We start from the raw sequence: 21,833 nt of genomic DNA, 5'->3' as shown, positions 1-21,833 counted from the left end.
CGAGTGTCTAAACTTCAGTTGGGATGAAACACCGGAGGATATACATGCTGTTTGAATCAGGAGTGAGCTTTATATTATGGCCAATCAAATCGCTGCAGCCGATGCGCCACCAGCCGGCGCGCGGCTAAGCCCGTTCATTAGAGTGCGTCCCCATGCTTCCTGACATCTACTGGATTTCTAGAGTCAGACCGGCCCGCTTGGCGATGATGCCGCGTCCCCGATCAGGAGATTGGTTAGCTGATGAAGTCGCGGGCTGGAGTCTTGTTGATATTGGAACCGTTGTTTCGCTGCTTGAGCCGAAAGAGGTGCGTGAGTTGGGCCTTTCTGACGAGAGAGCCCTATGCCAAGAGAAAGGAATAGAGTTCTTGTCCTTCGCGCTACCGGATCGCGGGACTCCGAAGTCCGTTCGAGAGACCGCCGCTTTCGTTGAGGGTCTACTTTCTCGCCTTCGCGGCGGGACCGCTGTCGCAATTCATTGTCGGGCCGGTATTGGCCGATCTGGCCTAATTTGTGGTTGTGTCCTTCTTGGCCTGGGCGTGCCACCCGTTGAAGTGTTTCCTGCTCTGACACAAGCTCGTGGTGTGCCCGTGCCGGACACTCCTGGCCAGGCTGCATGGCTGGACGCATATTTTCGTGAACGTAGCCATGCGCCAACTCGGTCAACCGGACCGCCCGCAAGCTTCTCTTGCGAATTCCCTCCGCGCTTCGCGCTTAGGCGGCCGGTTACCTTCAACGTTAAACATCGGAATCATCCCATGCGCGGCCATTGCCTATGTGGACAAGTCGAGTTTGAAATCGATCGAGAGCATCTCAGGCTCTACCAATGCCATTGCTCACTTTGCAGAAGGCAGGGTGGTTCGCTATCCAATGCAGCCACCATCATTCCGAATGGAAAATTCCGGTGGCTTCGTGGCGCTGAGCTCATCTCATCGTGGCAGAAAGAATCAGGGTTCCGGTCTGATTTTTGTTCCACCTGCGGCTCTCCGGTGCCCAACCCACTCAGGAATCTGCCGTACTTCTGGGTTCCCGCTGGACTACTTGAAAGCAACGGTGGTCTGGAGGTCGTTGCCCATCTATGTGTGGCTTCCAAAGCCTCATGGGACTCCACCCCTCTTCATGGGGCTTGTTATGACGAGTTGCCAAATCTTTCTGAGTTCATCGCGCTTCTGCAGGCACCGGATGCCTCTTAAGCCACTCCTTTTAAGTGCCAATTTGCTGAATAGCAAGCGCAGGGAGGTGGCTTGGCAATTTCGGACAGCAGGACAGGGCAATCGCTTACGCAAATGTCTTCGACATATGAGAAAAATGAGTCAGGCGCCCGTGGTCTTTCGGTGGCAGAAGTCCGACATGGGAGTCGCCTGATGTGTATATGTGTTCGCCGAACGATCTGGTAGTACGGGCGTTGGTGCGGCTGGGTTTCGATAAGCTGCGCTAATCTGGAGGTCAAGTCATCATGCGCCATGACTCCAAAGGCTGCGTCGTCCCCATGCTGGAGCAAGACGGTCGGCCATTGCCTGTCGTGGGAGAACTGGTGATTCTTGCATGACCCCACTGGCAGAGCCGCTGCGTGAGGTGGGTATTGATCGCCCGACAGGCCGGACTGACCGGACACAGCTAGGAGTCATTCGCACAGCCGATCAGTTTCCGGTTCAGCCGTTCCACGATAACCTCGGCCTCGAGTAAGGTTCGGCGGCGGTCGGTTTCCCCGGATGATGCCGCATTCTCGCCAGTCGACCGCGTTCCGCATCGCAAACAGCTGCAGAATCGTGGTTTCAGGACAGGCACGAAGTCGGCGAAACAGGCTCAATGAGTTATCCGTAAGGGTATGATTTGAGCTTCCTGATCATGGAAGGACTGCAAAACATCACATGACCACCGTCACTGACATTAATACGCCGGCCGCGTCCGGCCTGATCCACATCGATGCCCTCCTGGATAGCAGCCCCGGCTGGAACTGGGTGACTCCCGCTCGCAATACGCTCTTCTATACCTTCGCGCTGAACGACGGCAACAGCCGCGACATCGGCAGCACGATCAGCGCCGCACCGGTGGCCTTCAATGCCACGCAACAGGCCGCCGCGGTACAGGCTCTCAACCGGCTGACACAAATTACCGGCATCACCTTCGTGGCCACCGCCGACGGCGCTGTGGCCGATCTCCATTTCGCTGCCGCCGACATCATCACCAGCAGCAGCACCGCGGGCATCTGCTCAACGCGCCGCCACTACTCGTTCGACGACGACAACACGATCATCACTTACACGGCGGACGCCTACATCTACCTTGACAATGCCGACTTCGCAGCCAGCAACCTCGCCCCCACTGCCGGCTCGGCCGGCTACGAGGTGCTCCTGCACGAACTGGGCCATGCGCTGGGGTTGAAGCACCCCTTTTCGGGCAGCGCGCAGCTGAGCGAGGCCAACGACCACACGGCGAACACGCTGATGTCCTATAACCATGCAGGCGGACCCTATAGCGACTATTCGCCCTACGACATTGCGGCGCTGATGTTTCTCTATGGGGGTGACGGCCTGGGCAACGCGCTCGGCCAGGGCAGCCAAGGACAGTATCTGGTGGGCACGCTCGGTACCGATACCCTGACCGGAAGCAGTGGCAACGACGTGCTCGAGGGCCTGGCCGGCGACGATCAGTTGAGCGGTGGCGGCGGTCAGGACACCGCCCATTACGACGGTCCTGCCGGACACTATGCGGTAGCCATGACGGACGATCACTGGTCGGTCAGCGACACTTCCGGCAAAGATGGCCACGATTTCCTGTACGGTATCGAGCGCCTGCATTTTGCCGACCGCCACCTGGCGATCGACATCAACGGCCATGCCGGCACTACTGCCAAGGTATTGGGGGCCGTATTCGGCGCAGCCGCGGTCGACAATCCTGCCTATGTCGGCATCGGGCTGGGTCTGCTCGATGGCGGCATGTCCTACCAAAGCCTGATGCAACTTGCGCTGGATGCCCGGCTCGGCGCCGGCGCCAGCCACCAGGCGGTGGTGACCCTGCTATACACCAACGTGATCGGCAGCGCGCCCTCGCCCGACACGCTGGCCTTCTTCACCAGTCTGCTCGACAGTGGCGCATATACGCCGGCCAGCCTGGGCGTGCTGGCCGCCGACACTGCGCAGAACGCGGCCAACATAGATCTCGTCGGTCTATCCGAAGCCGGCATCGGTTTTATCTGATTTTATCGAGAACCGATCAGGGCGCATATTGGGCATACTGGTCGAGGTAATCGTGCACTGCCAGCGTGCCGAGTTGGTACACGTCGCGTGAGGACTCTTCGATGCGGCCTTGCTGTGCCGGTGAGAACCGACGCGCCAGATGGGCCCGGAATTTCTCGACCAGTACGGGAATACCTTCGGCGCGGCGTCGACAGTGCCCCAGCGGATATTCGGAGACCAGTTCCGCGGTCCGGCTACCGTCGGCGAACACGACTTGCACGGCATTGGCGATCGAGCGCTTGGACGGGTCCAGGTAGTCCGCCGAAAACCTGGGTTCTTCGCGGACCTCGATCTTCGCACGCAGGTCGTCGATACGCGGGTCGGAGGCAGCCGCATCCTCGTAGTCTTCGCTAGTCAGCCGTCCCTTGATCAGCGCGACAGCGACCATGTATTGCAGACAGTGGTCGCGGTCGGCGGGATTGAAGAGCGGCCCCTGCTTGTCGATGATGCGCAACGCCGATTCATGGGTGCGAATCAGTACCCTGGCAATCCCGTCGATCCGTCCACGCACCTGCGAATGCAGTTCCACCGCACACTCGACCGCCGTCTGAGCGTGGAACTCGGCCGGGAAACTGATCTTGAACAACACATTCTCGATCACGTAGCTGCCATACCGACGCGACAGGCGGAACGGCTGTCCCTTGAACAGAACCTCATAAAATCCCCAGGTCGGGGCAGTCAACACCGACGGGTAACCCATTTCGCCCTTGCACGACATGAGCGCCAGCAATACGCCACGCGCGGTGGCATCGCCCGCCGCCCAGGATTTTCGGGAACCGGTGTTCGGCGCGTGCCGATAAGTGCGCAGCGGTTGACCATCGACAAAGGCCTGCGAAACGGCATTGATGATCTGCTCTCGTTCGCCGCCCATCAGCCAGGTGCATACCGCAGCAGTCGCCACCTTGACCAGCAGTACGTGGTCCAGCCCGACACGATTGAAACTGTTTTCGAGTGATAGCACCCCCTGGATCTCATAGGCCTTGATCATCGCTTCCAGGACCTGGCGCATCAGCAGCGGCGCCTGCCCGCTGGCGACGCGAGTCCGCGACAGCCAGTCGGCAGTCGCGAGAATTCCCCCGAGATTATCCGAGGGATGCCCCCATTCGGCGGCCAGCCAGGTGTCGTTGAAGTCCAGCCAGCGAATCAGGGTACCGATGTTGAAGGCCGCCTGCACCGGGTCGAGTTGAAATGCGGTGCCGGGAACCCGGGCACCGGCGGGGACGATGGTGCCTGGGACGACCGGCCCGAGCAGTTTGCTGCAGGCCGGGTAGGCAAGCGCTTCGAGACCGCAACCCAGCGCGTCGATCAGGCAATAGCGCGCTGTTTCAACGGCCGCTCTCGACTCGATCCTGAAGTCGAGAAGGTAGTCGGCAATATCGACCAGTACCTGGTCCGGTGCGGGACGTGTGGCGGGAATGCGTGTGCTCATGTCTGTATTCTCTTGTTGCGGAGCAACTGCCCCGCGGAATGTTCAACATCGTTCTGACAGAGAGACAAACTTCTGCTCCTCCGGTCCGATGTAGTTGGCCCAGGGGCGGATGATTCTTCCATCGATGCGTTGCTCGATGACGTGCGCTGCCCAGCCGCTGGTGCGGGCAATGACAAACAGCGGGGTAAACATCGGGGTGGGAACGGCCAGCATGTGATATACCACGGCCGAAAACCAATCGACATTGGGAAAAATGCGCTTTTGCTCCCACATCACGGCCTCGATTCGACTGGCGATGTCGAACAGTACCCGGTTGTCTCCCGCGATACACAATTGCTCGGCGACGGCGCGGATGACCTTGTGGCGCGGATCGGCGATGGTATACAGCGGGTGACCGAAACCGATGACGATTTCCTTGTTCTCGAGGCGGCGGTTGATGTCCTGCTCGGCGTGCTCGGCGTCGTTATAACGGCTCTGGATCTCGAAAGCGACCTCGTTTGCACCGCCGTGCAGACGGCCACTCAGCGCGCCGATGGCACCGCTGATCGCCGCATACAGGTCGGCACCGGTGCCGGTGATCGTCCGGGCAGCAAAGGTCGAGGCATTGAACTCGTGCTCGGCATAGAGCACCAGGGACTTGTCGAGGCTGCTCGCCTGCAGCGCCGTCGGGGCCTTGCCCCGCAAGAGATGGAGAAAGTGCGCAGCGATCGAGTCGTCATCGGTCTCGGTCTCGATGCGCCGGCCGTTATGCGACCAGTGATACCAGTAGAGCAGCATCGACCCGAAGCTGGCAATCAGCCGGTCGGCAATCTCACGCGCAGCACCGGGGTTATGATCCTGCGCCTCCGGCAGAATCGTGCCAAGCGCCGAACATCCGCTACGCAAGACGTCCATCGGATGCGCCGAGGCCGGCAGGCTCTCCAGCATCGGCCGCAGCATCACCGGCAATCCACGTAGCGTCTTGAGTTTTTTCTTGTACTGGTTGAGCTGGGTCAGACTCGGCAAGCGCCCGTAGAGCAGCAGATAGGCCACTTCCTCGAAAGTGGCATGCTCGGCCAGGGCAATGACATCGTAACCACGGTAATACAGATCGTTGCCAATGCGCCCCACCGCACAGATCGCCGTGTCGCCGGCAACCACACCCGACAACGCGACGGATTTCTTGACCCTGGGAAGTTCACTCTCTTTCACCTCGTATTCCCCTCCTCTTATTGACAGACCCCTCGGTTCCTGAGCGCACGCACGCTCACTTCTTGGCAATTCCCGTACCTGGCTCGTCGCTGGCATGCAGGTGTGGCGGAGGCATGAAGGCGAGAGAACAGGCGTTTTCGTGGCCTTTCAGGTATTTTGGCAACGCCACGACTTCCACTTCGGTGACCCCCACTTCAATCATCCCGAGACGTACCGCCGCCTCACGTGAGAGGTCGATCAGCCGACTGCGATGTCCCATGCGATCATTGATCCTGACCACCACGCAACGCGCTGACAAGACACGGCGAACGGCCACCAGCGTGCCCATGGGAAAGCGATTGCTTGCTGCGGAAATGGTCTGGTGATCAAAATGCTCGCCGGAAGCCGTCTTGCGCCCGCTAAAAGCGGTACCGTAAAAGCTGGCTCGTCCGCTCAGGATCGGTGACGTATCGGGCCATTCACCCGGCGAACCCAGGACTGGAAAGGAATCTCCGAAAGCAAATCCAGAAAGAAGCAAAGCCAGCACTGCAAAAACAAGTTTCAAAGAATCTGACTCCTCAAGGTGGCCGCAAGAGCCAGAACGATTGTAGGCCAGACCGGTCGACAAGCCTCATCACTGCCTGCGCGCTGATCAAGAGAACGCTTACAATTCCGACTCTTCCTGCAAGGTGTCGCATGGTGACTCCCCAGTGGCAATTGGCAAAGCGGCAGCTTTTCCAACGTAAGCATATCCTGCGCGTCGGCACGCGCACAAGTCGCCCGTCCATCAGGCTGGTGCCCGCGCGATCGCCACGCGCAGCCGGCGCATGCGGAATCGATCGACCGGGCTTATCGACCGCATGAATACGCACGCTATTCCCGACTGGTTGCGACGGCTGTTGATGCGCAGCGTGGCACATCGCTACTATTCGCTGGTGGTAACGGCGATCGCCTTCTCATCGACCATGACCTTCACCTTTCCTTTCGTCGCCGTGTTGATCCCGGCGGTCCTGCTATCGCCCAGGCGCTGGCGCACGCTCGGCCTGCTCTGCGGCATCGCGAGTGGCTTTGGCGCCGCCGCGCTGGTCGAGATCTTCCACTACCTGGGGTCGGAATTTGTCGTCTCGCACTACCCGGAAATGATGCATTCGCAGGCCTGGCAAACGGCCAGCGAATGGCTCCAGCGCTGGGGCCTGCTTGCCATGCTGATCATTGCCGGTTCGCCGATCCCGCAGACCCCCGCACTACTCTTCTGCGCCCTGGCCGACGTGTCGACACTGGGCATTCTGATCGCGGTCGGTATCGGCAAGACGGTCAAATATCTGTTTCTGGCCTGGGCCACGGCCCGCTATCCGGCGCGCTTCATCCGCTACAGCTGAGTATCGGATACCCCGGATCAGGCGACGCCGGCGCTGTGCGCCTGCACATCCGCCCAATAGCTGGAGCGCACCATCGGACCGCAGGCAGCCCCGGTGAAGCCCATTGCCAACGCCTCCCTCTCGTACATCCTGAAAGTCTCGGGATGGACGTAGCGCAGTACCGGCAGGTGATGAGCGGAAGGTGCCAGGTACTGGCCGATGGTCAGCATGTCGACATCGTTGGCACGCAGGTCTCGCAACACTTCGAGGATCTCGTCGTCGGTCTCGCCTAGTCCGACCATCAGTCCCGATTTGGTCGGCACCTGCGGATAGCGCGCCTTGAAGCCTTTGACGAAAGCCAGTGAATGCGTGTAATCGGCGCCGGGTCGAGCCTGGCGATACAGGCGCGGCACCGTCTCCAGGTTGTGGTTGAGGATGTCGGGCAACGCCTGCCCGAACACCTCGATGGCGATCTCCATGCGACCCCGGAAATCGGGGACCAGCGTCTCGATGGTCGTGCCAGGCGAACGGCGCCGCACTTCGGCAATGACCTCGACAAAATGCTGCGCGCCGCCATCTCGCAAGTCATCGCGGTCGACGCTGGTGATCACCACATAGCGAAGTTTGAGCCGGGCAACGCTGTCGGCAAGATTGGCCGGTTCGTTGACGTCGGGCGCCAGTGGCTTGCCGTGGCCGACATCGCAAAACGGGCAGCGGCGCGTACAGATGTCGCCGAGGATCATGAAGGTCGCCGTACCGCGGCCGAAGCATTCGCCAATATTGGGACAAGCAGCTTCTTCACAGACGGTATGCAGCTTCTGTTCGCGCAACATTTTCTTGATTTCACCGAAACGACCCGCATCGTTACCCGCCTTGACACGAATCCAGTCAGGCTTGCGCTGTGGGGTCTGCGCAACGATCTTGATGGGAATGCGAGCCGTTTTCAGTTCGCCCCTTTCCTTGACGCCAGCTATCCTGGCTCCTGCCCTTGTCGTTCCCTGCCCTGCCTGCCCATCATCCTGACTACTCATTGCTTGACTCCAGTTGTCCCGCGAGATGTCCGGCGAGCGCCGTGGCCACTTGTGCGGGGATCAGCTTGATGCCGAGATCGCTTGTCTGCGTCACCGGCAGGCCAGGGTAGCCGCAGGGGTTGATTGCCGCAAACGGCGACAGGTCCATCGCAACGTTCAAGCTGACGCCATGGTAACAGCATCCCTTGCGGACACGCAGGCCGAGTGCCGCCACCTTGGCTACGCCCACATAGACCCCCGGCGCACCGCCATGCCGCTCGGCGGCGACGCCATGCTCGGCCAGCAAATCGATCACTGCCTGCTCGATCGCCGCCACCAGCTCGCGCACTTTCAGCTTCCTTCGGTTCAGATCCAGCAGCAGGTAGACCACCACCTGGCCCGGGCCGTGGTAGGTAATCTGGCCACCCCGGTCGGTCTTCAGCAGCGGGATGCCCAGGTCAGCCAGCAAATGCTCCGGTTTGCCCGCCTGACCCAAGGTAAACACTGGTAAATGCTCGCAACACCACAGCTCGTCGACCGTCTGTTCGCTACGCGCAGCCGTAAAGCGGACCATCTGCTGCCAAGTCTGCTGGTAATCGGTACAGCCAAGATGACGGACCCGCAGCGAGCTGGAGATCGGCACCGGATCGCCAGCGAAACCATCCGAATCGACAGGACCGCACTGACCAGCCGGGTTCACAGAACGATCTTGACCAGCGGATGGCTGCTCAGTTCCCGATAGAGCGTATCGAGTTGCGCTCTGCTGGTGGCATTGATGGTGCAGGTCAGGCTAAGATAGTTGCCGGCCGATGAAGAACGCACCTCCATCGTCGCGACATCGAAATCCGGCGCCTGCCGCAGCACGACTTCGAGTACCGCCTGCACCAGGGCATCGCTGGCCGCTCCCATGATCTTCAGCGGGAAAGCGCAGGGAAACTCGAACAGGCTGTCTGCGTCGTCAGACATCGGTGCTCCGGCTCGCCGGATTGCGATTAGCGCTCATCCCCAGCCTCCATTCTCACAACGACATTCAGACACACCGATGGGTGGATACCGCATGCGGAGTCAGTTAAACCAGAGACGGATGCTGTCGATCGTGCGGCCAAGAATGCCTGCTGCCGGTACCTCCTCAAGCGCCAGTACCGGGTACTCGCCGTAAGCTTTGTCATCGATGCTGACCTTCAGGGTGGCCAGAACCTGCCCGAGGGCGATCGGCGCCATCAGCCGCTGCTGCGCAACGAGTTCGGTCCTGATTCTGGAGCCGAAACCCTTGGGTACGGCCATGACGAGGTCTTTTGGAAAGCCAATCCTGACCGTACTCTCCTTGCCCTTCCAGACCTTCAGTGTGGTCACCGGTTCGTTCTTCGCATACAGTTGAACGGCATCATAGAACTGGAAGCCAAAGTTGAGCAGCTTCAGTGATTCCTGCGCACGCGCGCTGTCCGACGCAGCACCGAGCACCACCGAAACCAGGCGACGCGAACCGCGTTTCGCCGACGAGACCAGGCAATAACCCGCCGCCTCGGTGTGACCGGTCTTGAGACCATCGACGGTCGGGTCGATATACAGCAGGCGGTTGCGATTCGGCTGCCTGATATTGTTGTAGCGAAACTCCTTCATCGAGTAGTACCTGGCGTACTCTTCAGGAAAATCACGAATCAGGGCATCAGCCAGAATCGCCAGATCGCGTGCCGTCGTGTAGTGCTGCGGATCAGGCAAACCGCTCGAATTGCGAAAACTCGATCCCTTCATGCCCAGTCTCTGCGCCTCACGATTCATCATCTGCGCGAAGTTCCCCTCGTCGCCGGCAATGGCTTCGGCCAGTGCGACACAGGCATCGTTGCCCGACTGGACGATCATGCCCTTCAGCAGATCCTCAACCTTGACCTCCGTGCCGACCTGGATGAACATTCTTGAACCGCCTGTTTTCCAGGCCTTCTGGGAAACAGGGACAGTCTGATCAAGCTTGATCGTCCCCTGCCTGATCGCCGCAAAACTCAGATAGGCGGTCATCAGCTTGGTCAGTGATGCTGGCTCGAGGCGCTGATCCGCAGCCTGTCCGGCCAGTTCCTGTCCAGACGCCGATTCGACCAGCAGCCATGACTTGGCCGCCAGTACCGGCGGCGCCGGCAGTTGCTGGGCACTGGCCAGAATGGGAAGGCAGAACAGAACGAAAAGCAGGGATCGGAGCTTGAGCATGGTGGGATTTCTTGGCAAAGCAGCGATTATAGCAAGTCATTCCAGCCACATCCGTATGCGTTATGCGGCACAGCCAAGCAGGAGATTCCTCGCTTCCGTGATTTACTCCATACCCTGACAGGCCAACCTGAACGTACAGTTGGGATACTTTTCCGGATGTAAACACACGCGCAAGCGGGCGCTGCTGGACTCCATTGTTGCCACCCTTCCGACCTCTTTCGAGCTCCATCGACCTGCAAGGCGCGTTTGCGCAACTGTCGAAACGAGGATTTGCCGGTCATCACCTCGACGAAACCCTGCGCCAGCTCACCGCCACCACCAGCCGGATACTCAACATCGAGCGCGTCAGTCTATGGGGTTTGAGTGCGCAAGGAGAAAACCTCGAATGCATCAATCTCTACGAGCTGTCCCGCGACCGGCATAGCAGCGGCGTGACGCTGCGCGCAGTTCGCTACCCGGAATATTTCCGTGCCCTTCAGAAGGGCGAACCCATTGTTGCCGATGACGCGATGAAGCATCCGTCGACCCAGGAATTCAGCCGCGACTATCTGCTGTTGAACGGCATCAGTGCCGTCATCAACTCGCCGATTCATGCCGATGGCGAGCTGCAGGGGGTGCTCTGCATCGAGCGCGTCGGACCGCACTCAGCCTGGACTTCGGTGCAGCGACTGTTCGCTCACGCCGTCGCCAGTCTGGTCAGCCAGGCCTTGCTGCAAAACCAACTGGTTTCGGTCAAGGAAGAGCTGCGCGGTGCCAACCAGCTGCGACGCGCACTGTTCGAGAGTGCGCGTGACGCCATCCTGATCTCCGACGCCCATACCGGGAATATTCTCGAAGCCAACCCTCAGGCGGAAAAGCTCTTCGGCCGACCGTTGCAACAGCTTCTCGGCGTTCAGCCCAATGATGTAGTCCATTACCATGGTGAAAGCATGGACATCCGCGATTTGTGCAAGCGGCTGGCCAGGACCAGCGGCGTCGAGTCGGTACACAGCGAAATGCTTGCTCGCGACGGCAAGCGCATTCCGATTGAAATCAGGAGCGAAGTGGTGCAGCTCGAGCAGGGAAAAAAGATCGTGCAGGGGGTATTCCGCCTGCTCGACCGCGACAACGGCTGATCAGCGCGCCACCAGGGTGGGCTTGTACCCGAGCGCCAGACGAATCCTTTCGGCAACTTTTTCGGCATCGACACGGCTAGGATACGGACCTAGATGAACGCGGTGCATCCCGCCACCTGCGTTGACCTGGATCTCCTCGTTGAGCCAGTCCAGTTCACGCAAAAGGTGTGAGCGCAAGCTTTCGGCATTTTCAGCGCTGACGAAAGCACCCAGCTGCAGGAAGACGCCGCGCAGACTTGCGGACGCGGTAGCCGCTGTCGGCATTACACTCACCAGCGGGGATGATGTGGCCGCCTTGTCGGACCCCAGTCTGGCCGCCAGCAGTTCAATCTCGTCTCGCTCCACCGGGTTGACTATCGCTCGTGCTGGGCGTGGCGCCGGCATCACCTGCGCGTAGCTCATCGTGGTCGCGCCGACTGGCAGAATAGACTCGACTTCAACCTGGGTGCTGCCGTTGTCCACGTACCCCAATCGGTAAGCGGCCGCATACGAGAGGTCGATGATCCGATCCGCATGGAAGGGGCCGCGATCGGTCACTCTTACGACCACTGATTTTCCATTGCTGACGTTGGTCACCCGGGCATACGAGGGAATCGCCAGGGTCGGATGTGCGGCGGTCATCGAGAACATGTCGTAGGGTTCGCCGATCGACGTGGGTTGTCCATGAAACTTCTTGCCGTACCAGCTCGCCACACCGCGCTCCTGATGGGGTCTGAGACTGGCGTGCGGCTCGTAGGCCTTGCCGAGAACGACATACGGACGGTTAGCGAAGCGATGCAGTGGTTCAAGGCGCGGCTGCGCATCGGGAATCTCATCGAGATTGTCGGGAAACTCGTCGCCCGGGCCATCGTCCTTGTAATAGGCGCCCCCTCGCTTCTGCAGAACGTTCGCCTTCCTGACCATCTTCACCGGCGCCTTGGCCGGCTCGGCGGTGCGCACCCCCGATTCGAGCGGACGCGATGGCTGACCACCACAGGCTGCGAGCAGCCATGGCAACAGGTAAAGTGCCGCGGTGTACGGCAGCCGCTTGGCCAGCCCAGCCAGCCCACACTCCGCGCGCCTCATTTTCGAACCAGCATCCGGTGCGTCTGGATGCTCATCAGGATGCCGATGCCGACCGACAGGGTGACCAGCGCCGTTCCTCCATAACTCATGAATGGCAGCGGCACCCCGACCACCGGAAGAATGCCGCTGACCATGCCCATATTGACGAACACGTAGGTGAACAGGCTCAGGGTTACCGAGCCGGCCATGACACGCGCGAACAGCGTCGAGGCTTTGGCAGCGATCATCAGGCCACGCGCAATCAACAGAAAGTAGAGCAACACCAGGATGCTGTTGCCGAGCAAACCGCGCTCCTCGGAGAAAACGGCGAAGATGAAGTCGGTATGGCGCTCGGGGATGAATTCGAGGTGGGTCTGCGTCCCTTCCAGCCAGCCCTTGCCGAATGTGCCACCCGAGCCGATGGCAATGGTCGACTGGATGATGTGATAACCCGCCCCAAGCGGATCGCTGGTCGGATCGATCAGGGTCAGGATGCGTTTGCGCTGGTAGTCATGGAGCATCGTCCACACGAAAGGTGCCGCTGCCGCCGCCGCAGCGGACAGGCCAAAGATCACCTGCCAGGGCAGACCGGCCAGGAAGATGACGTAGAAGCCTGCAGCACCGACGAGAATGGCCGTTCCGAGGTCAGGCTGCTTGGCAATCAACGCGAAAGGGACGAGCAACAGCAGACAGGCAAAGAGATAATGGCGGAATCTGAGCATTGCTTCGTGCTTGTGAAAGTACCAGGCGAGCATCAGCGGCACGGCAATCTTCAGCACCTCCGAGGGCTGGATGCGGGTAAACCCGAGTGACAACCAGCGTCTTGCCCCATTCACCTTGACCCCGAAGAAAAATACGCAAATCAACAGGATCACGCCGAGCACGTAGAGCGGCACCCCGAAGCCCATCAGCTTCTGCGGCGGCAACTGCGCCACCAGCCACATCGCACAAAAGCCCACCGCCATGTTCACGGTCTGCGCCAGCAGGCGATTGCTGGCGTCGTAGGTGGCGCTGTAGACGGTTGCCAGACCAATGGCCATGATCGATGCAGTGATCAGCAGCAAGGGTCCGTCGAGGTGTCCGATCAGACGCACCCAGACGCGGTGCAGCAACGGCGGCAACATCAGCTAGTCCTCCTCGACATCGTCTTCCTGAGCTGCCCCCTTGGGCAGCTTGCCAAGCAGATAGTAATCGAAAACCATGCGTGCGATCGGCGCCGCCGACTGGGCACCGAAACCGCCGTTTTCCACCAGCACGGCCAACGCGATCTTCGGCTGGTCTGCCGGCGCAAAGGCGATGAACAGCGCGTGATCACGCAACTCCTTCTTGATACTCGAGGCCCGGTACTCCGCTCCCTTGAGGCTGAAGACTTGTGCTGTGCCGGTCTTGCCTGCCGAGACGTAGCCAGCACCGGCAAAAGCGCGCGCGGCAGTGCCCGCGGTGTTGACGCCGATCATCGCCTTCTTGATGGTCTCGACATTCTGTCGCTTCCACGGCAGGATGCGCAGCGGCTCCGGCTCGATCATCGTCTGCTCGCCACTTCGGCTGTCGGTGATGTACTTGACGAGATGCGGCCGGAACATGACCCCATTATTGGCAACGGTGGCCGTCGCCTGCGCCAGCTGGATCGGGGTATAGGCGTTGTAACCCTGACCGATGCCGATCGAGATCGTTTCACCGGCAAACCACTTCTGCTGCTCGGGTCGCTTGAAACGACGCTTCTTCCAGTCCGGCGACGGCAGCACACCTTCTGATTCCCCCTCGATGTCCACCTCTGTGCGTTGACCGAAACCCAGCTGCCCCATGAAGCGAGCGATGCTGTCGATGCCCATGTCGTTGGCGAGCATGTAGTAGTAGGTATCACAGGAATGGACGATCGACTTGTACATATCGACGCTGCCGTGCCCCCCTTTCTTGTCATCGCGAAACTGGTGCCCGCCAAAGTTGAAGAAGCCGGGATCGGAAATCGTCTGTCCAGGCGTGCGCTTGCCGGTTTCCAGCGCCGCCAGCGCCATGAACGGCTTGAAGGTCGAACCCGGCGGATAAGCGCCGTTCAGCGCGCGGTTGAGCATCGGCTTGTCTGGCGAGTTGTTGAGCAGCTCCCAGTCGTCGCTGCGAATGCCATCGACAAAGAGATTCGGGTCGAAGGAAGGAGTGGACACCAGCGCCAGAATGCCTCCGCTCGAAGGCTCGATCGCCACCAGCGCACCACGGCGGTCGCCAAAGGCCTTTTCGGCCATTTCCTGCAGCTTGACATCGAGCGTCAGTGTCAGGTTGCTGCCCTGTACCGGTGCTGTCCGCGACAGACTGCGAATGGCCCGTCCGCCCGCATCGATTTCGACCTGTTCATAGCCAGTCTGGCCATGCAACTGATATTCGTACTTCTGTTCCAGTCCGGTTTTGCCAATGTGGTCGGTGCCTTTGTAGTTCGCCGCCTGTTCATTTTCCTCGATGATCTCGAGGTCGCGCTTGTTGATGCGATTGATGTAGCCGATGGCGTGCGCAGCGATCGGGCCCAGCGGATATTGGCGGAACAGGCGCGCCTTGACCTCGACACCGGGAAAGAGATAACGATTGGCCGCAAAGCGAGCGACTTCCTCCTCGCTCAGGCGCGTGCGAATCGGCAGGCTTTCGAAATTCTTGCTCTCCTCGAGCAACCTGCGAAAACGTTTGCGATCCTTGGGCAGGACCTCGATCACCTTGCCCAGGCCTTCGATCGTCGCTTCTAGGTCCACGACCTTCGAGGGCGTAATCTCCAGCGTGAAAGCCGAGTAATTGTGCGCCAGGACCGTACCATTGCGATCGACGATGACGCCACGGTTGGGAACGATCGGCACCAGGGAAATGCGGTTGTCCTCGGCGCGGGTGGTGTAGTAGGCGTGCTGAAGCACCTGCAAATGGACAAAGCGCACGATCAGGACAATGAAAGCCGCGAACACCGCAACCCCGGCCAGGGCGATCCGGAAGCGGAAGCGAGACAGTTCGCGATCGGTGGCATTCAACGGTAACTGACCAGCCAGCAAGGTGAAACCCTCAGCGATGACGTCGGATCGATGACCGCTGTCCCGCATATCGGCGAACACGGCGCCGACAGTACCGCACGGACTCAGAGCGGTCGGTTGGCATCACGGTCTACGGGCTGATGCTGCGGCAGCAGCAGGACGAAGGTCAGCAAGGGCCACAGCAGCGTCCCAAGGACGGGTCCGAGGAAATAGCTGATGCCCGGCGAATCGGCGCCGGCGAGCAGGCGCACGCTGAACTGCACCAACTGGACCAGCAGGAGCAGCGGCAGCACCTGCAAGGCTTGCAGCCCGAGCGGAAACCACAGGATCCGGCGCGACAGCGAGGAGCCGCCGTAAGCCGCCAGGACATAGGCCAGCGCGTGCTGTCCGAGCAGGCTGGCATCGGCAACGTCCATGGCCACGCCGAAAACGAAAGCCAAGCCCATGCCGACCCGGCGTGGCTCGCGAACGCTCCAGAAAACGATCAACAACGCCAGCCAGTCGGGCACGCCGTGCCAGATGGTAGTCGGCAGGAAATTCAGCAACAGCGCCACCAGCAAGCTGAAGCCGATGAACCACGGGCGTACCGGCAAGAGGATTCGCGATGAGGAATAGCTGCTGGTTTGCATTGGGTTCAGTCCTTTTTCAGACGTTTCTTCTTTGCCTGTCCGGATCGCACCGGCGACCTGGCTTCCCGACCGGCAGCCTCCCGGACGAGTTGCTCCGGCAAGACCACCGCCGGACGCGGGTCGAGGATCATCACTTCGCTGAAATTCTCGACGCCGGCCAAAGGCATGCAGAAGATCCTGGCAAATGAGTAGGAGGTATCCCGTTCGATGTGCACTACCCTGGCGACCGGAAAGCCTGGCAGGAAAATGCCGTCCAGTCCCGAGGTCACAAGCACGTCGCCATCCTTGACGTCGGCGTTGGCCGGCAGAAAACGCAGTTCGAGCTGGCCGTTGCCCAGACCGAAAACCACCGAACGCAAGCCGGTGCGAACGATCTGTACAGGCACCGCCTGCTCCTTATCGGTAATCAGCGTGACTTCAGCGACAAAGGGAAACACTCTGGTCACCTGACCGACGATGCCCGCGTCATCGATTACCGGCTGCCCGGAAACCACCTTGTCCTGCTGCCCCTTGTCGATGACGATACGCCGCGAATAGGGATCACGCGCCGAATAGAGGATCTGCGCCAGTTGACCACTGGCCTGCTGCCGCTCCTTGACGCCGAGGAGATTGCGCAGACGCTGGTTCTCGACTTCCAGGTGCTGGGTGCGTAGCAGCGTCGCTACGTTGTCCAGGCGGGCGCGTTTCAACTGGGCATTTTCATCCTGCAAACGCGACACGCTGACGAAATAATTCCCGGCGTTATCGAGAAACTGTGCTGGCATCTGGGCCAGATGTTGCACCGGATGAGTGAACATGGACAGCGCCTGCCGCAATACTTCCAGCGTTTGCAGGCGCGCGTCCACCACCAGGAGTGCAACCGACAGCGCAACGTAAAACGACAGCAGCGCCAAAGGTGCCGGCCCGCGCTTGAAAAACGGTGGCGGCTGGTGGTCCATCAATCAGGCCTGGAGTTGACAAGGTGTGGCGATCACGCCACGCACCGTGGCGCGTCAATCGGAAGCGAAAATGCTCCCGAGATTGTCCATCTTCTCGAGCGCCATGCCACAGCCTCGGGCAACGCAGGTCAAAGGCTCTTCGGCAACGATCACTGGCAGACCGGTCTCCTCCATCAGCAGGCGATCGATGTCGCGCAGCAGGGCTCCCCCCCCGGTCAGCACCATACCCTTATCGGCAATGTCGGCGCCAAGCTCGGGAGGAGTCTTTTCAAGCGCCGACTTGACCGCCGAAACGACACTGTTCAACGGCTCGGTCAGTGCTTCGAGAATTTCGTTCGAGGAAATGGTGAACTTGCGGGGAATACCTTCCGCCTTGTTGATTCCCGAAACCTCCATCTCGCGCACCTCGGCGCCAGGAAACGCCGAACCGATATTCTTCTTGATGTTTTCGGCGGTGTTCTCGCCGATCAGCATGCCGTAGTTGCGGCTGATGTAGTTCATGATCGCCTCGTCGAGCTTGTCACCGCCAACGCGTACCGAACCCGCATAGACCATGCCACCGAGCGAAATGACGCCGACTTCAGTGGTCCCGCCGCCAATATCGACGACCATCGAACCCGTCGGCTCGGACACCGGCAGACCCGCGCCAATCGCCGCCGCCATCGGTTCCTCGATCAGAAAAACCTGACTCGCACCGGCACCGATCGCCGATTCGCGAATCGCACGGCGCTCGACCTGTGTCGAACCCGAAGGCACACAGATGATGATCCGCGGTGACGGCGACAATAGCCGCGAGTCGTGAACTTTCTTGATGAACTGCTTGAGCATCTGCTCGGTGACCGTGAAATCGGCGATCACACCATCCTTCATCGGTCGGATCACCGTGATCGCCCCAGGCGCCTTGCCAAGCATTTCCTTGGCTGACTTGCCGACAGCCTGAATCGTTTTCTTGGAGTTCGGCCCACCCTGCGTACGAATGGCGACCACCGACGGTTCGTCGAGAACGATCCCTTTCGATCGCACATAGATCAGCGTATTGGCCGTACCTAGGTCGATCGCCAGATCGTTGGAAAAATAACTGCGCAAAAAACTGATCATGCTTGATAAATCCGTGATGGCCCGCAGCAAGGGCTGCGGTTGGAAAAACTTTTATGATACCTTATATGGCCCACTCATTTAACAACTTGGTAATTTCCGCCCATGTCGCTTACCCTAGAACAGGTCCGGCGCGTCGCCCACCTCGCCCGGATCGAAATCAGCGATGTCGAAACACATCGCACACTCGGCCATCTGAACGAGATCTTCGGCTTGATCGAAGAGATGCAGGCCGTTGATACGCAAGGCATCGGGCCCATGGCGCATGCTCAGGATGTGGCGCAGCGCCTGCGCGCCGACCGGGTCACCGAGTCGGATCAGCTTGCCCAGCGCGCCGCTTTCCAGGCCATCGCACCGGAAACCGAGGGCGGACTCTACCTGGTGCCAAAGGTCATCGAATGATCGAGTACAGCCTCCAGGCGATGGCGACCGCCTTGGCAAACAAGGAGATTTCGAGCGTCGAGCTGACGCAACTGTACCTCGACCGGATCGCCCGCCACAATCCTCGACTCAATGCTTACATCACCGTCGATCCGGCCCGTAGTCTTGCCCAGGCGCGTGCCGCCGACGAGCGCCTGGCCAGAGGCACGGGCGGACCGCTGACCGGCATCCCGATCGCGCACAAGGACATCTTCTGCGCCAAGGGCTGGCTGACCACCTGTGGGTCGAAAATGCTGAGCAATTTCGTCAGCCCCTACGATGCTGCAGTGATTGCCCGCTTCCAGGCCGCCGGCGCAGTGATGCTCGGCAAGACCAACATGGACGAATTCGCGATGGGTTCGTCAAATGAAACCTCATTTTACGGACCGGTGCATAACCCTTGGGACAGCAGTTGCGTTCCTGGTGGGTCTTCCGGCGGATCGGCCGCTTCGGTCGCCGCACGCCTGGCACCCGCAGCCACCGGCACCGACACCGGCGGATCGATTCGCCAGCCAGCGGCACTGTGCAACCTGACCGGGATGAAGCCCACTTATGGCGTCATCTCGCGCTACGGCATGGTCGCCTTTGCGTCTTCACTCGACCAGGCCGGACCGCTTGGCCGCTCGGCTGCCGACTGCGCCACCTTGCTCAACGCCATGGCCGGCTTCGACGAACGCGATTCGACGAGTCTCGACCGCCCAGCCGAAGATTACGGCCGTGAAATCAATGCCGCAAGTACTGCAAAACCACTGGCCGGATTGAAGATCGGCTTGCCGGAAGAGTTTTTTGGCGGCGGCTGCAGCGCCGAAGTGATGCAACTGGTCGAGGCGGCCATTGGCGAGTACCGCCAGCTTGGCGCCGAAACCGTCGCCATCAACCTGCCGAGCATGGGTCTTTCAGTGGCCGCCTACTACGTGATCGCCCCGGCGGAAGCGAGTTCGAACCTGGCGCGCTTTGACGGCGTTCGATACGGTTATCGCGCACCGGCGTACCAGGATCTCAACGACATGTACTGCAAGAGTCGCGCGCAGGGCTTCGGTGACGAGGTCAAGCGGCGCATCCTGATCGGGACCTATGTCCTGTCGCACGGCTACTACGATGCGTATTACCTGCAGGCGCAACGCATCCGTCGCCTGATTGCCAAGGATTTTGCCAGTGCCTTTCAGAAATGCGACGTGATCATCGGGCCGACCAGTCCGAGTACCGCTTTCAAGCTCGGCGAAAAAGCGGCCGATCCGGTGCAGATGTACCTGTCCGACATCTATACGATTGCCGTCAACCTCGCCGGCCTGCCCGGAATCTCGATCCCCTGCGGTTTTGCCGGCGGCTTGCCGGCCGGCCTGCAACTGATCGGGAACTATTTCACCGAGGCCCGGCTGCTCAACATCGCCCACCGCTATCAGCAGGCAAACGCCTGGCATTTGCGGCGGCCAGACGGATTTGACTGAGGCACGGCAGTCTGCACATGCGGTCGGCGTGCCCTCTTCCGGTCGGTACCGGCAGGCACTTCGCCGACGCTTCTTGAAGAAAGAGTAAGCAGTGATGAAACAGTGGGAAGTCGTCATTGGTATCGAAACGCACGCGCAGTTGTCTACTCAGGCCAAGATTTTTTCGGGCAGTTCGACTGCCTTTGGCGCCGCGCCCAACATCCAGGCGAACGCGGTCGACATCGCCCTGCCCGGCGTCCTGCCGGTGCTGAACAGGGGCGCTGTAGTCTGCGCGATCCGCTTCGGCCTCGCGGTCGGTGGCGAAATTGCCCGGCACTCGGTCTTTGCACGCAAGAACTACTTCTATCCTGATCTCCCCAAGGGTTATCAGATAAGCCAGTACGAGTGGCCGGTGGTCCTGGGCGGCAAACTGGCCATTCAGGTCGGCGAAAGCGAAAAGACGGTTTCCCTGACCCGCGCCCACCTCGAGGAGGATGCCGGCAAGTCCCTGCATGAAGGGTTGGGACCGCATTTCCGGGAGCGCTCGGGTATCGATCTGAACCGTGCCGGAACGCCCTTGCTGGAAATCGTCACCGAACCCGACATGCGTTCTTCCGCCGAAGCAGTCGCCTATGCCCGGGCCTTGCACGCACTCGTGCGCTGGATCGGCATCTGTGATGGCAACATGCAGGAGGGCTCCTTCCGTTGTGACGCCAACGTCTCGGTACGCCCCGTCGGCCAGCCGCATTTCGGTACTCGCCGGGAAATCAAGAATCTGAACTCCTTCCGCTTCATGCAGCAAGCCATCGATTACGAGGTGCAGTGGCAGATCGCCACCCTTGAAGATGGCGGCAGCATCGAGCAGGCAACGGTCCTGTTCGATCCGGTCAGCGGTGAAACACGCTCCATGCGTTCGAAGGAAGATGCCCACGATTACCGATACTTCCCCGATCCGGATCTGCTGCCGCTGGTTATCGATCGCCCATGGGTCGAGGAGATTCGTGCACAACTGCCCGAGTTGCCAACCGCCAAGCGCGAGCGCCTGATGGCCGACTACGGGCTTTCCGCCTATGACGCCAGGGTCCTGACCAGTTCGCTTGAACTGGTCGGCTACTACGAAACCACCGTGGCCACGGCCGGCCAGGCAAACGCCAAAAGCTGCGCCAACTGGGTCATGGTCGACCTGACCGCCCGCCTCAACAAGGAAGACCGCGAAATCGGCGAGTCGCCGGTCTCGGCAGAACAACTCGGCGGCTTGATCGCCCGCATTGGCGACGGCACGATCTCGACCAATATCGCCAGGAAGGTTTTCGATTCCCTGTGGAACGGCGCAGGCGGTTCGGCTGACGAGATCATCGCCAGGCAGGGCCTGCAGCAGATCAGTGACAGCAGCTCTCTGGAAATACTGCTCGACGAACTGCTTGCCGCCAACCCGGCGATGGTTGCCGAGTTTCGGGCCGGCAAGGAAAAGGCTTTCAACGCACTGATCGGTCAGGTGATGAAAGCGACGCGAGGCCAGGCAAACCCACAGCGCGTCAGCGACCTGCTGCGCAGCAAACTCGGCTAACGGTCATGACTTTTCCAGGCACCCCCCGATCCTGAAAGTCATGACCGTTTCCCTCCCTTGCTGGGCGCATTCCGGCTTGCACGCCGGAATCGTTCGATGGGCGCAGAGCATGCTCTGCGAATTCCCCATCTCACCCCCCGACCCCTCCCACGGCCCGCGCTGCATCGCGGGCGGCTACGGCGGCGCGGAGCAGT

The 21,833-nt window shown here is 60.4% G+C and carries 20 protein-coding genes; 7 read left to right on the top strand and 13 right to left on the bottom strand.

The window, feature by feature from the left end:
• Nucleotides 1-152: 152 nt before the first annotated feature.
• Together AW06_RS21435 and AW06_RS19775 are read left to right on the top strand one after the other, a co-directional pair.
• On the top strand, nt 153-1,190 hold the full coding sequence (locus tag AW06_RS21435) for a GFA family protein (RefSeq protein WP_337958732.1): 1,038 nt from the start codon (nt 153-155) through the stop codon (nt 1,188-1,190).
• A gap of 678 nt (nt 1,191-1,868) precedes the next feature.
• Nucleotides 1,869-3,197, top strand: coding sequence for a reprolysin-like metallopeptidase (locus AW06_RS19775; protein ID WP_138677610.1), 1,329 nt, complete (start codon nt 1,869-1,871; stop codon nt 3,195-3,197).
• A 16-nt stretch (nt 3,198-3,213) separates the two neighbouring features.
• Here AW06_RS19775 and AW06_RS02990 read toward each other — a convergent pair whose 3' ends face one another.
• Genes AW06_RS02990 through AW06_RS02980 form a run of 3 tightly spaced genes read right to left on the bottom strand, consistent with a single transcriptional unit; the run spans nt 3,214 to nt 6,400 of the window.
• Nucleotides 3,214-4,665, bottom strand: coding sequence for a bifunctional 2-methylcitrate dehydratase/aconitate hydratase (locus AW06_RS02990; RefSeq protein WP_034945336.1), 1,452 nt, complete (start codon nt 4,663-4,665; stop codon nt 3,214-3,216).
• Nucleotides 4,666-4,707: 42 nt separating this feature from the next.
• Nucleotides 4,708-5,856, bottom strand: a complete 1,149-nt coding sequence (gene prpC / locus AW06_RS02985; protein ID WP_034945333.1) for a 2-methylcitrate synthase — start codon at nt 5,854-5,856, stop codon at nt 4,708-4,710.
• Nucleotides 5,857-5,911: 55 nt separating this feature from the next.
• Nucleotides 5,912-6,400, bottom strand: a complete 489-nt coding sequence (locus AW06_RS02980) for a septal ring lytic transglycosylase RlpA family protein (RefSeq protein ID WP_273704329.1) — start codon at nt 6,398-6,400, stop codon at nt 5,912-5,914.
• A 295-nt stretch (nt 6,401-6,695) separates the two neighbouring features.
• Between AW06_RS02980 and AW06_RS02975 the strand changes: the two genes are divergently transcribed.
• Entirely contained in the window at nt 6,696-7,214 is a 519-nt protein-coding gene (locus tag AW06_RS02975) for a hypothetical protein (protein WP_138677611.1), read from the top strand.
• A 17-nt stretch (nt 7,215-7,231) separates the two neighbouring features.
• Here AW06_RS02975 and lipA read toward each other — a convergent pair whose 3' ends face one another.
• From lipA to AW06_RS02955, 4 genes are all read right to left on the bottom strand, one after another.
• A complete protein-coding gene (lipA, locus tag AW06_RS02970) occupies nt 7,232-8,224 on the bottom strand; it encodes a lipoyl synthase (RefSeq protein WP_138677612.1) in 993 nt (330 codons plus the stop codon).
• Nucleotides 8,217-8,840: a lipoyl(octanoyl) transferase LipB gene (gene lipB / locus AW06_RS02965; RefSeq protein WP_273704332.1), complete on the bottom strand. Its 624-nt coding sequence runs from the start codon at nt 8,838-8,840 to the stop codon at nt 8,217-8,219. The genes lipA and lipB overlap by 8 nt, the downstream gene beginning before the upstream one ends.
• Before the next feature lie 59 nt (nt 8,841-8,899).
• Nucleotides 8,900-9,169 carry a DUF493 domain-containing protein gene (locus AW06_RS02960; RefSeq protein ID WP_034945330.1) on the bottom strand — a complete coding sequence of 90 codons (270 nt, stop codon included), beginning with the start codon at nt 9,167-9,169 and terminating at the stop codon, nt 8,900-8,902.
• A gap of 99 nt (nt 9,170-9,268) precedes the next feature.
• Complete coding sequence (locus AW06_RS02955; RefSeq protein ID WP_034945327.1) at nt 9,269-10,402, bottom strand: D-alanyl-D-alanine carboxypeptidase family protein; 1,134 nt, start codon at nt 10,400-10,402, stop codon at nt 9,269-9,271.
• Nucleotides 10,403-10,599: 197 nt separating this feature from the next.
• On the opposite strand from AW06_RS02955, the gene AW06_RS02950 reads away from it, so the two are divergent.
• Nucleotides 10,600-11,517: a GAF domain-containing protein gene (locus tag AW06_RS02950; protein ID WP_034945324.1), complete on the top strand. Its 918-nt coding sequence runs from the start codon at nt 10,600-10,602 to the stop codon at nt 11,515-11,517.
• On the opposite strand, the gene AW06_RS02945 is transcribed toward AW06_RS02950, so the two are convergent.
• The 6 genes from AW06_RS02945 to AW06_RS02920 are packed head-to-tail and all read right to left on the bottom strand — an operon-like array spanning nt 11,518 to nt 18,228.
• Nucleotides 11,518-12,582, bottom strand: coding sequence for a septal ring lytic transglycosylase RlpA family protein (locus tag AW06_RS02945; protein ID WP_034945321.1), 1,065 nt, complete (start codon nt 12,580-12,582; stop codon nt 11,518-11,520). It abuts the gene before it with no gap.
• The gene (gene rodA / locus AW06_RS02940) at nt 12,579-13,685 is read right to left on the bottom strand and encodes a rod shape-determining protein RodA (protein WP_034945317.1); all 1,107 of its coding nucleotides are present in this window, start codon (nt 13,683-13,685) and stop codon (nt 12,579-12,581) included. The genes AW06_RS02945 and rodA overlap by 4 nt, the downstream gene beginning before the upstream one ends.
• 3 nt (nt 13,686-13,688) lie before the next feature.
• The gene (gene mrdA, locus AW06_RS02935; protein WP_273704331.1) at nt 13,689-15,632 is read right to left on the bottom strand and encodes a penicillin-binding protein 2; all 1,944 of its coding nucleotides are present in this window, start codon (nt 15,630-15,632) and stop codon (nt 13,689-13,691) included.
• A gap of 35 nt (nt 15,633-15,667) precedes the next feature.
• Complete coding sequence (mreD, locus tag AW06_RS02930) at nt 15,668-16,192, bottom strand: rod shape-determining protein MreD (protein WP_034945314.1); 525 nt, start codon at nt 16,190-16,192, stop codon at nt 15,668-15,670.
• 5 nt (nt 16,193-16,197) lie between these two features.
• On the bottom strand, nt 16,198-17,130 hold the full coding sequence (gene mreC, locus AW06_RS02925; protein ID WP_034945311.1) for a rod shape-determining protein MreC: 933 nt from the start codon (nt 17,128-17,130) through the stop codon (nt 16,198-16,200).
• 54 nt (nt 17,131-17,184) lie between these two features.
• Nucleotides 17,185-18,228 (bottom strand): rod shape-determining protein, encoded by a 1,044-nt coding sequence (locus AW06_RS02920; RefSeq protein WP_034945308.1) that lies wholly within the window; start codon nt 18,226-18,228, stop codon nt 17,185-17,187.
• Between the two features lie 102 nt (nt 18,229-18,330).
• Here AW06_RS02920 and gatC point away from each other — a divergent pair, with 102 nt between their 5' ends.
• The 3 genes from gatC to gatB all read left to right on the top strand — a co-directional run bounded on the left by gatC (nt 18,331) and on the right by gatB (nt 21,639).
• Nucleotides 18,331-18,627, top strand: coding sequence for an Asp-tRNA(Asn)/Glu-tRNA(Gln) amidotransferase subunit GatC (gatC, locus tag AW06_RS02915; protein ID WP_034945305.1), 297 nt, complete (start codon nt 18,331-18,333; stop codon nt 18,625-18,627).
• Nucleotides 18,624-20,093, top strand: coding sequence for an Asp-tRNA(Asn)/Glu-tRNA(Gln) amidotransferase subunit GatA (gene gatA, locus AW06_RS02910; protein ID WP_034945302.1), 1,470 nt, complete (start codon nt 18,624-18,626; stop codon nt 20,091-20,093). The genes gatC and gatA overlap by 4 nt, the downstream gene beginning before the upstream one ends.
• 94 nt (nt 20,094-20,187) lie before the next feature.
• Nucleotides 20,188-21,639, top strand: a complete 1,452-nt coding sequence (gatB, locus tag AW06_RS02905) for an Asp-tRNA(Asn)/Glu-tRNA(Gln) amidotransferase subunit GatB (RefSeq protein WP_034945299.1) — start codon at nt 20,188-20,190, stop codon at nt 21,637-21,639.
• The last annotated feature ends 194 nt before the right edge of the window (nt 21,640-21,833 follow it).

The organism is Candidatus Accumulibacter cognatus (assembly GCF_000584975.1).
GTDB lineage: Bacteria > Pseudomonadota > Gammaproteobacteria > Burkholderiales > Rhodocyclaceae > Accumulibacter > Accumulibacter cognatus.
The sequence above is the reverse complement of the archived record's forward strand: the minus strand, read 5'-3'. Positions and strand labels throughout refer to the sequence as shown.

Excerpts from the sequence above, each read along its gene's own strand:
- AW06_RS21435 (WP_337958732.1), top strand. The coding sequence starts at position 153 with ATGCTTCCTGACATCTACTGGATTTCTAGAGTCAGACCGGCCCGCTTG.
- AW06_RS19775 (WP_138677610.1), top strand. The coding sequence starts at position 1,869 with ATGACCACCGTCACTGACATTAATACGCCGGCCGCGTCCGGCCTGATC.
- AW06_RS02990 (WP_034945336.1), bottom strand. The coding sequence starts at position 4,665 with ATGAGCACACGCATTCCCGCCACACGTCCCGCACCGGACCAGGTACTG.
- AW06_RS02975 (WP_138677611.1), top strand. The coding sequence starts at position 6,696 with ATGAATACGCACGCTATTCCCGACTGGTTGCGACGGCTGTTGATGCGC.
- lipA (WP_138677612.1), bottom strand. The coding sequence starts at position 8,224 with ATGAGTAGTCAGGATGATGGGCAGGCAGGGCAGGGAACGACAAGGGCA.
- AW06_RS02960 (WP_034945330.1), bottom strand. The coding sequence starts at position 9,169 with ATGTCTGACGACGCAGACAGCCTGTTCGAGTTTCCCTGCGCTTTCCCG.
- AW06_RS02955 (WP_034945327.1), bottom strand. The coding sequence starts at position 10,402 with ATGCTCAAGCTCCGATCCCTGCTTTTCGTTCTGTTCTGCCTTCCCATT.
- AW06_RS02945 (WP_034945321.1), bottom strand. The coding sequence starts at position 12,582 with ATGAGGCGCGCGGAGTGTGGGCTGGCTGGGCTGGCCAAGCGGCTGCCG.
- rodA (WP_034945317.1), bottom strand. The coding sequence starts at position 13,685 with ATGTTGCCGCCGTTGCTGCACCGCGTCTGGGTGCGTCTGATCGGACAC.
- mrdA (WP_273704331.1), bottom strand. The coding sequence starts at position 15,632 with ATGCGGGACAGCGGTCATCGATCCGACGTCATCGCTGAGGGTTTCACC.
- mreD (WP_034945314.1), bottom strand. The coding sequence starts at position 16,192 with ATGCAAACCAGCAGCTATTCCTCATCGCGAATCCTCTTGCCGGTACGC.
- mreC (WP_034945311.1), bottom strand. The coding sequence starts at position 17,130 with ATGGACCACCAGCCGCCACCGTTTTTCAAGCGCGGGCCGGCACCTTTG.
- AW06_RS02920 (WP_034945308.1), bottom strand. The coding sequence starts at position 18,228 with ATGATCAGTTTTTTGCGCAGTTATTTTTCCAACGATCTGGCGATCGAC.
- gatC (WP_034945305.1), top strand. The coding sequence starts at position 18,331 with ATGTCGCTTACCCTAGAACAGGTCCGGCGCGTCGCCCACCTCGCCCGG.
- gatA (WP_034945302.1), top strand. The coding sequence starts at position 18,624 with ATGATCGAGTACAGCCTCCAGGCGATGGCGACCGCCTTGGCAAACAAG.
- gatB (WP_034945299.1), top strand. The coding sequence starts at position 20,188 with ATGAAACAGTGGGAAGTCGTCATTGGTATCGAAACGCACGCGCAGTTG.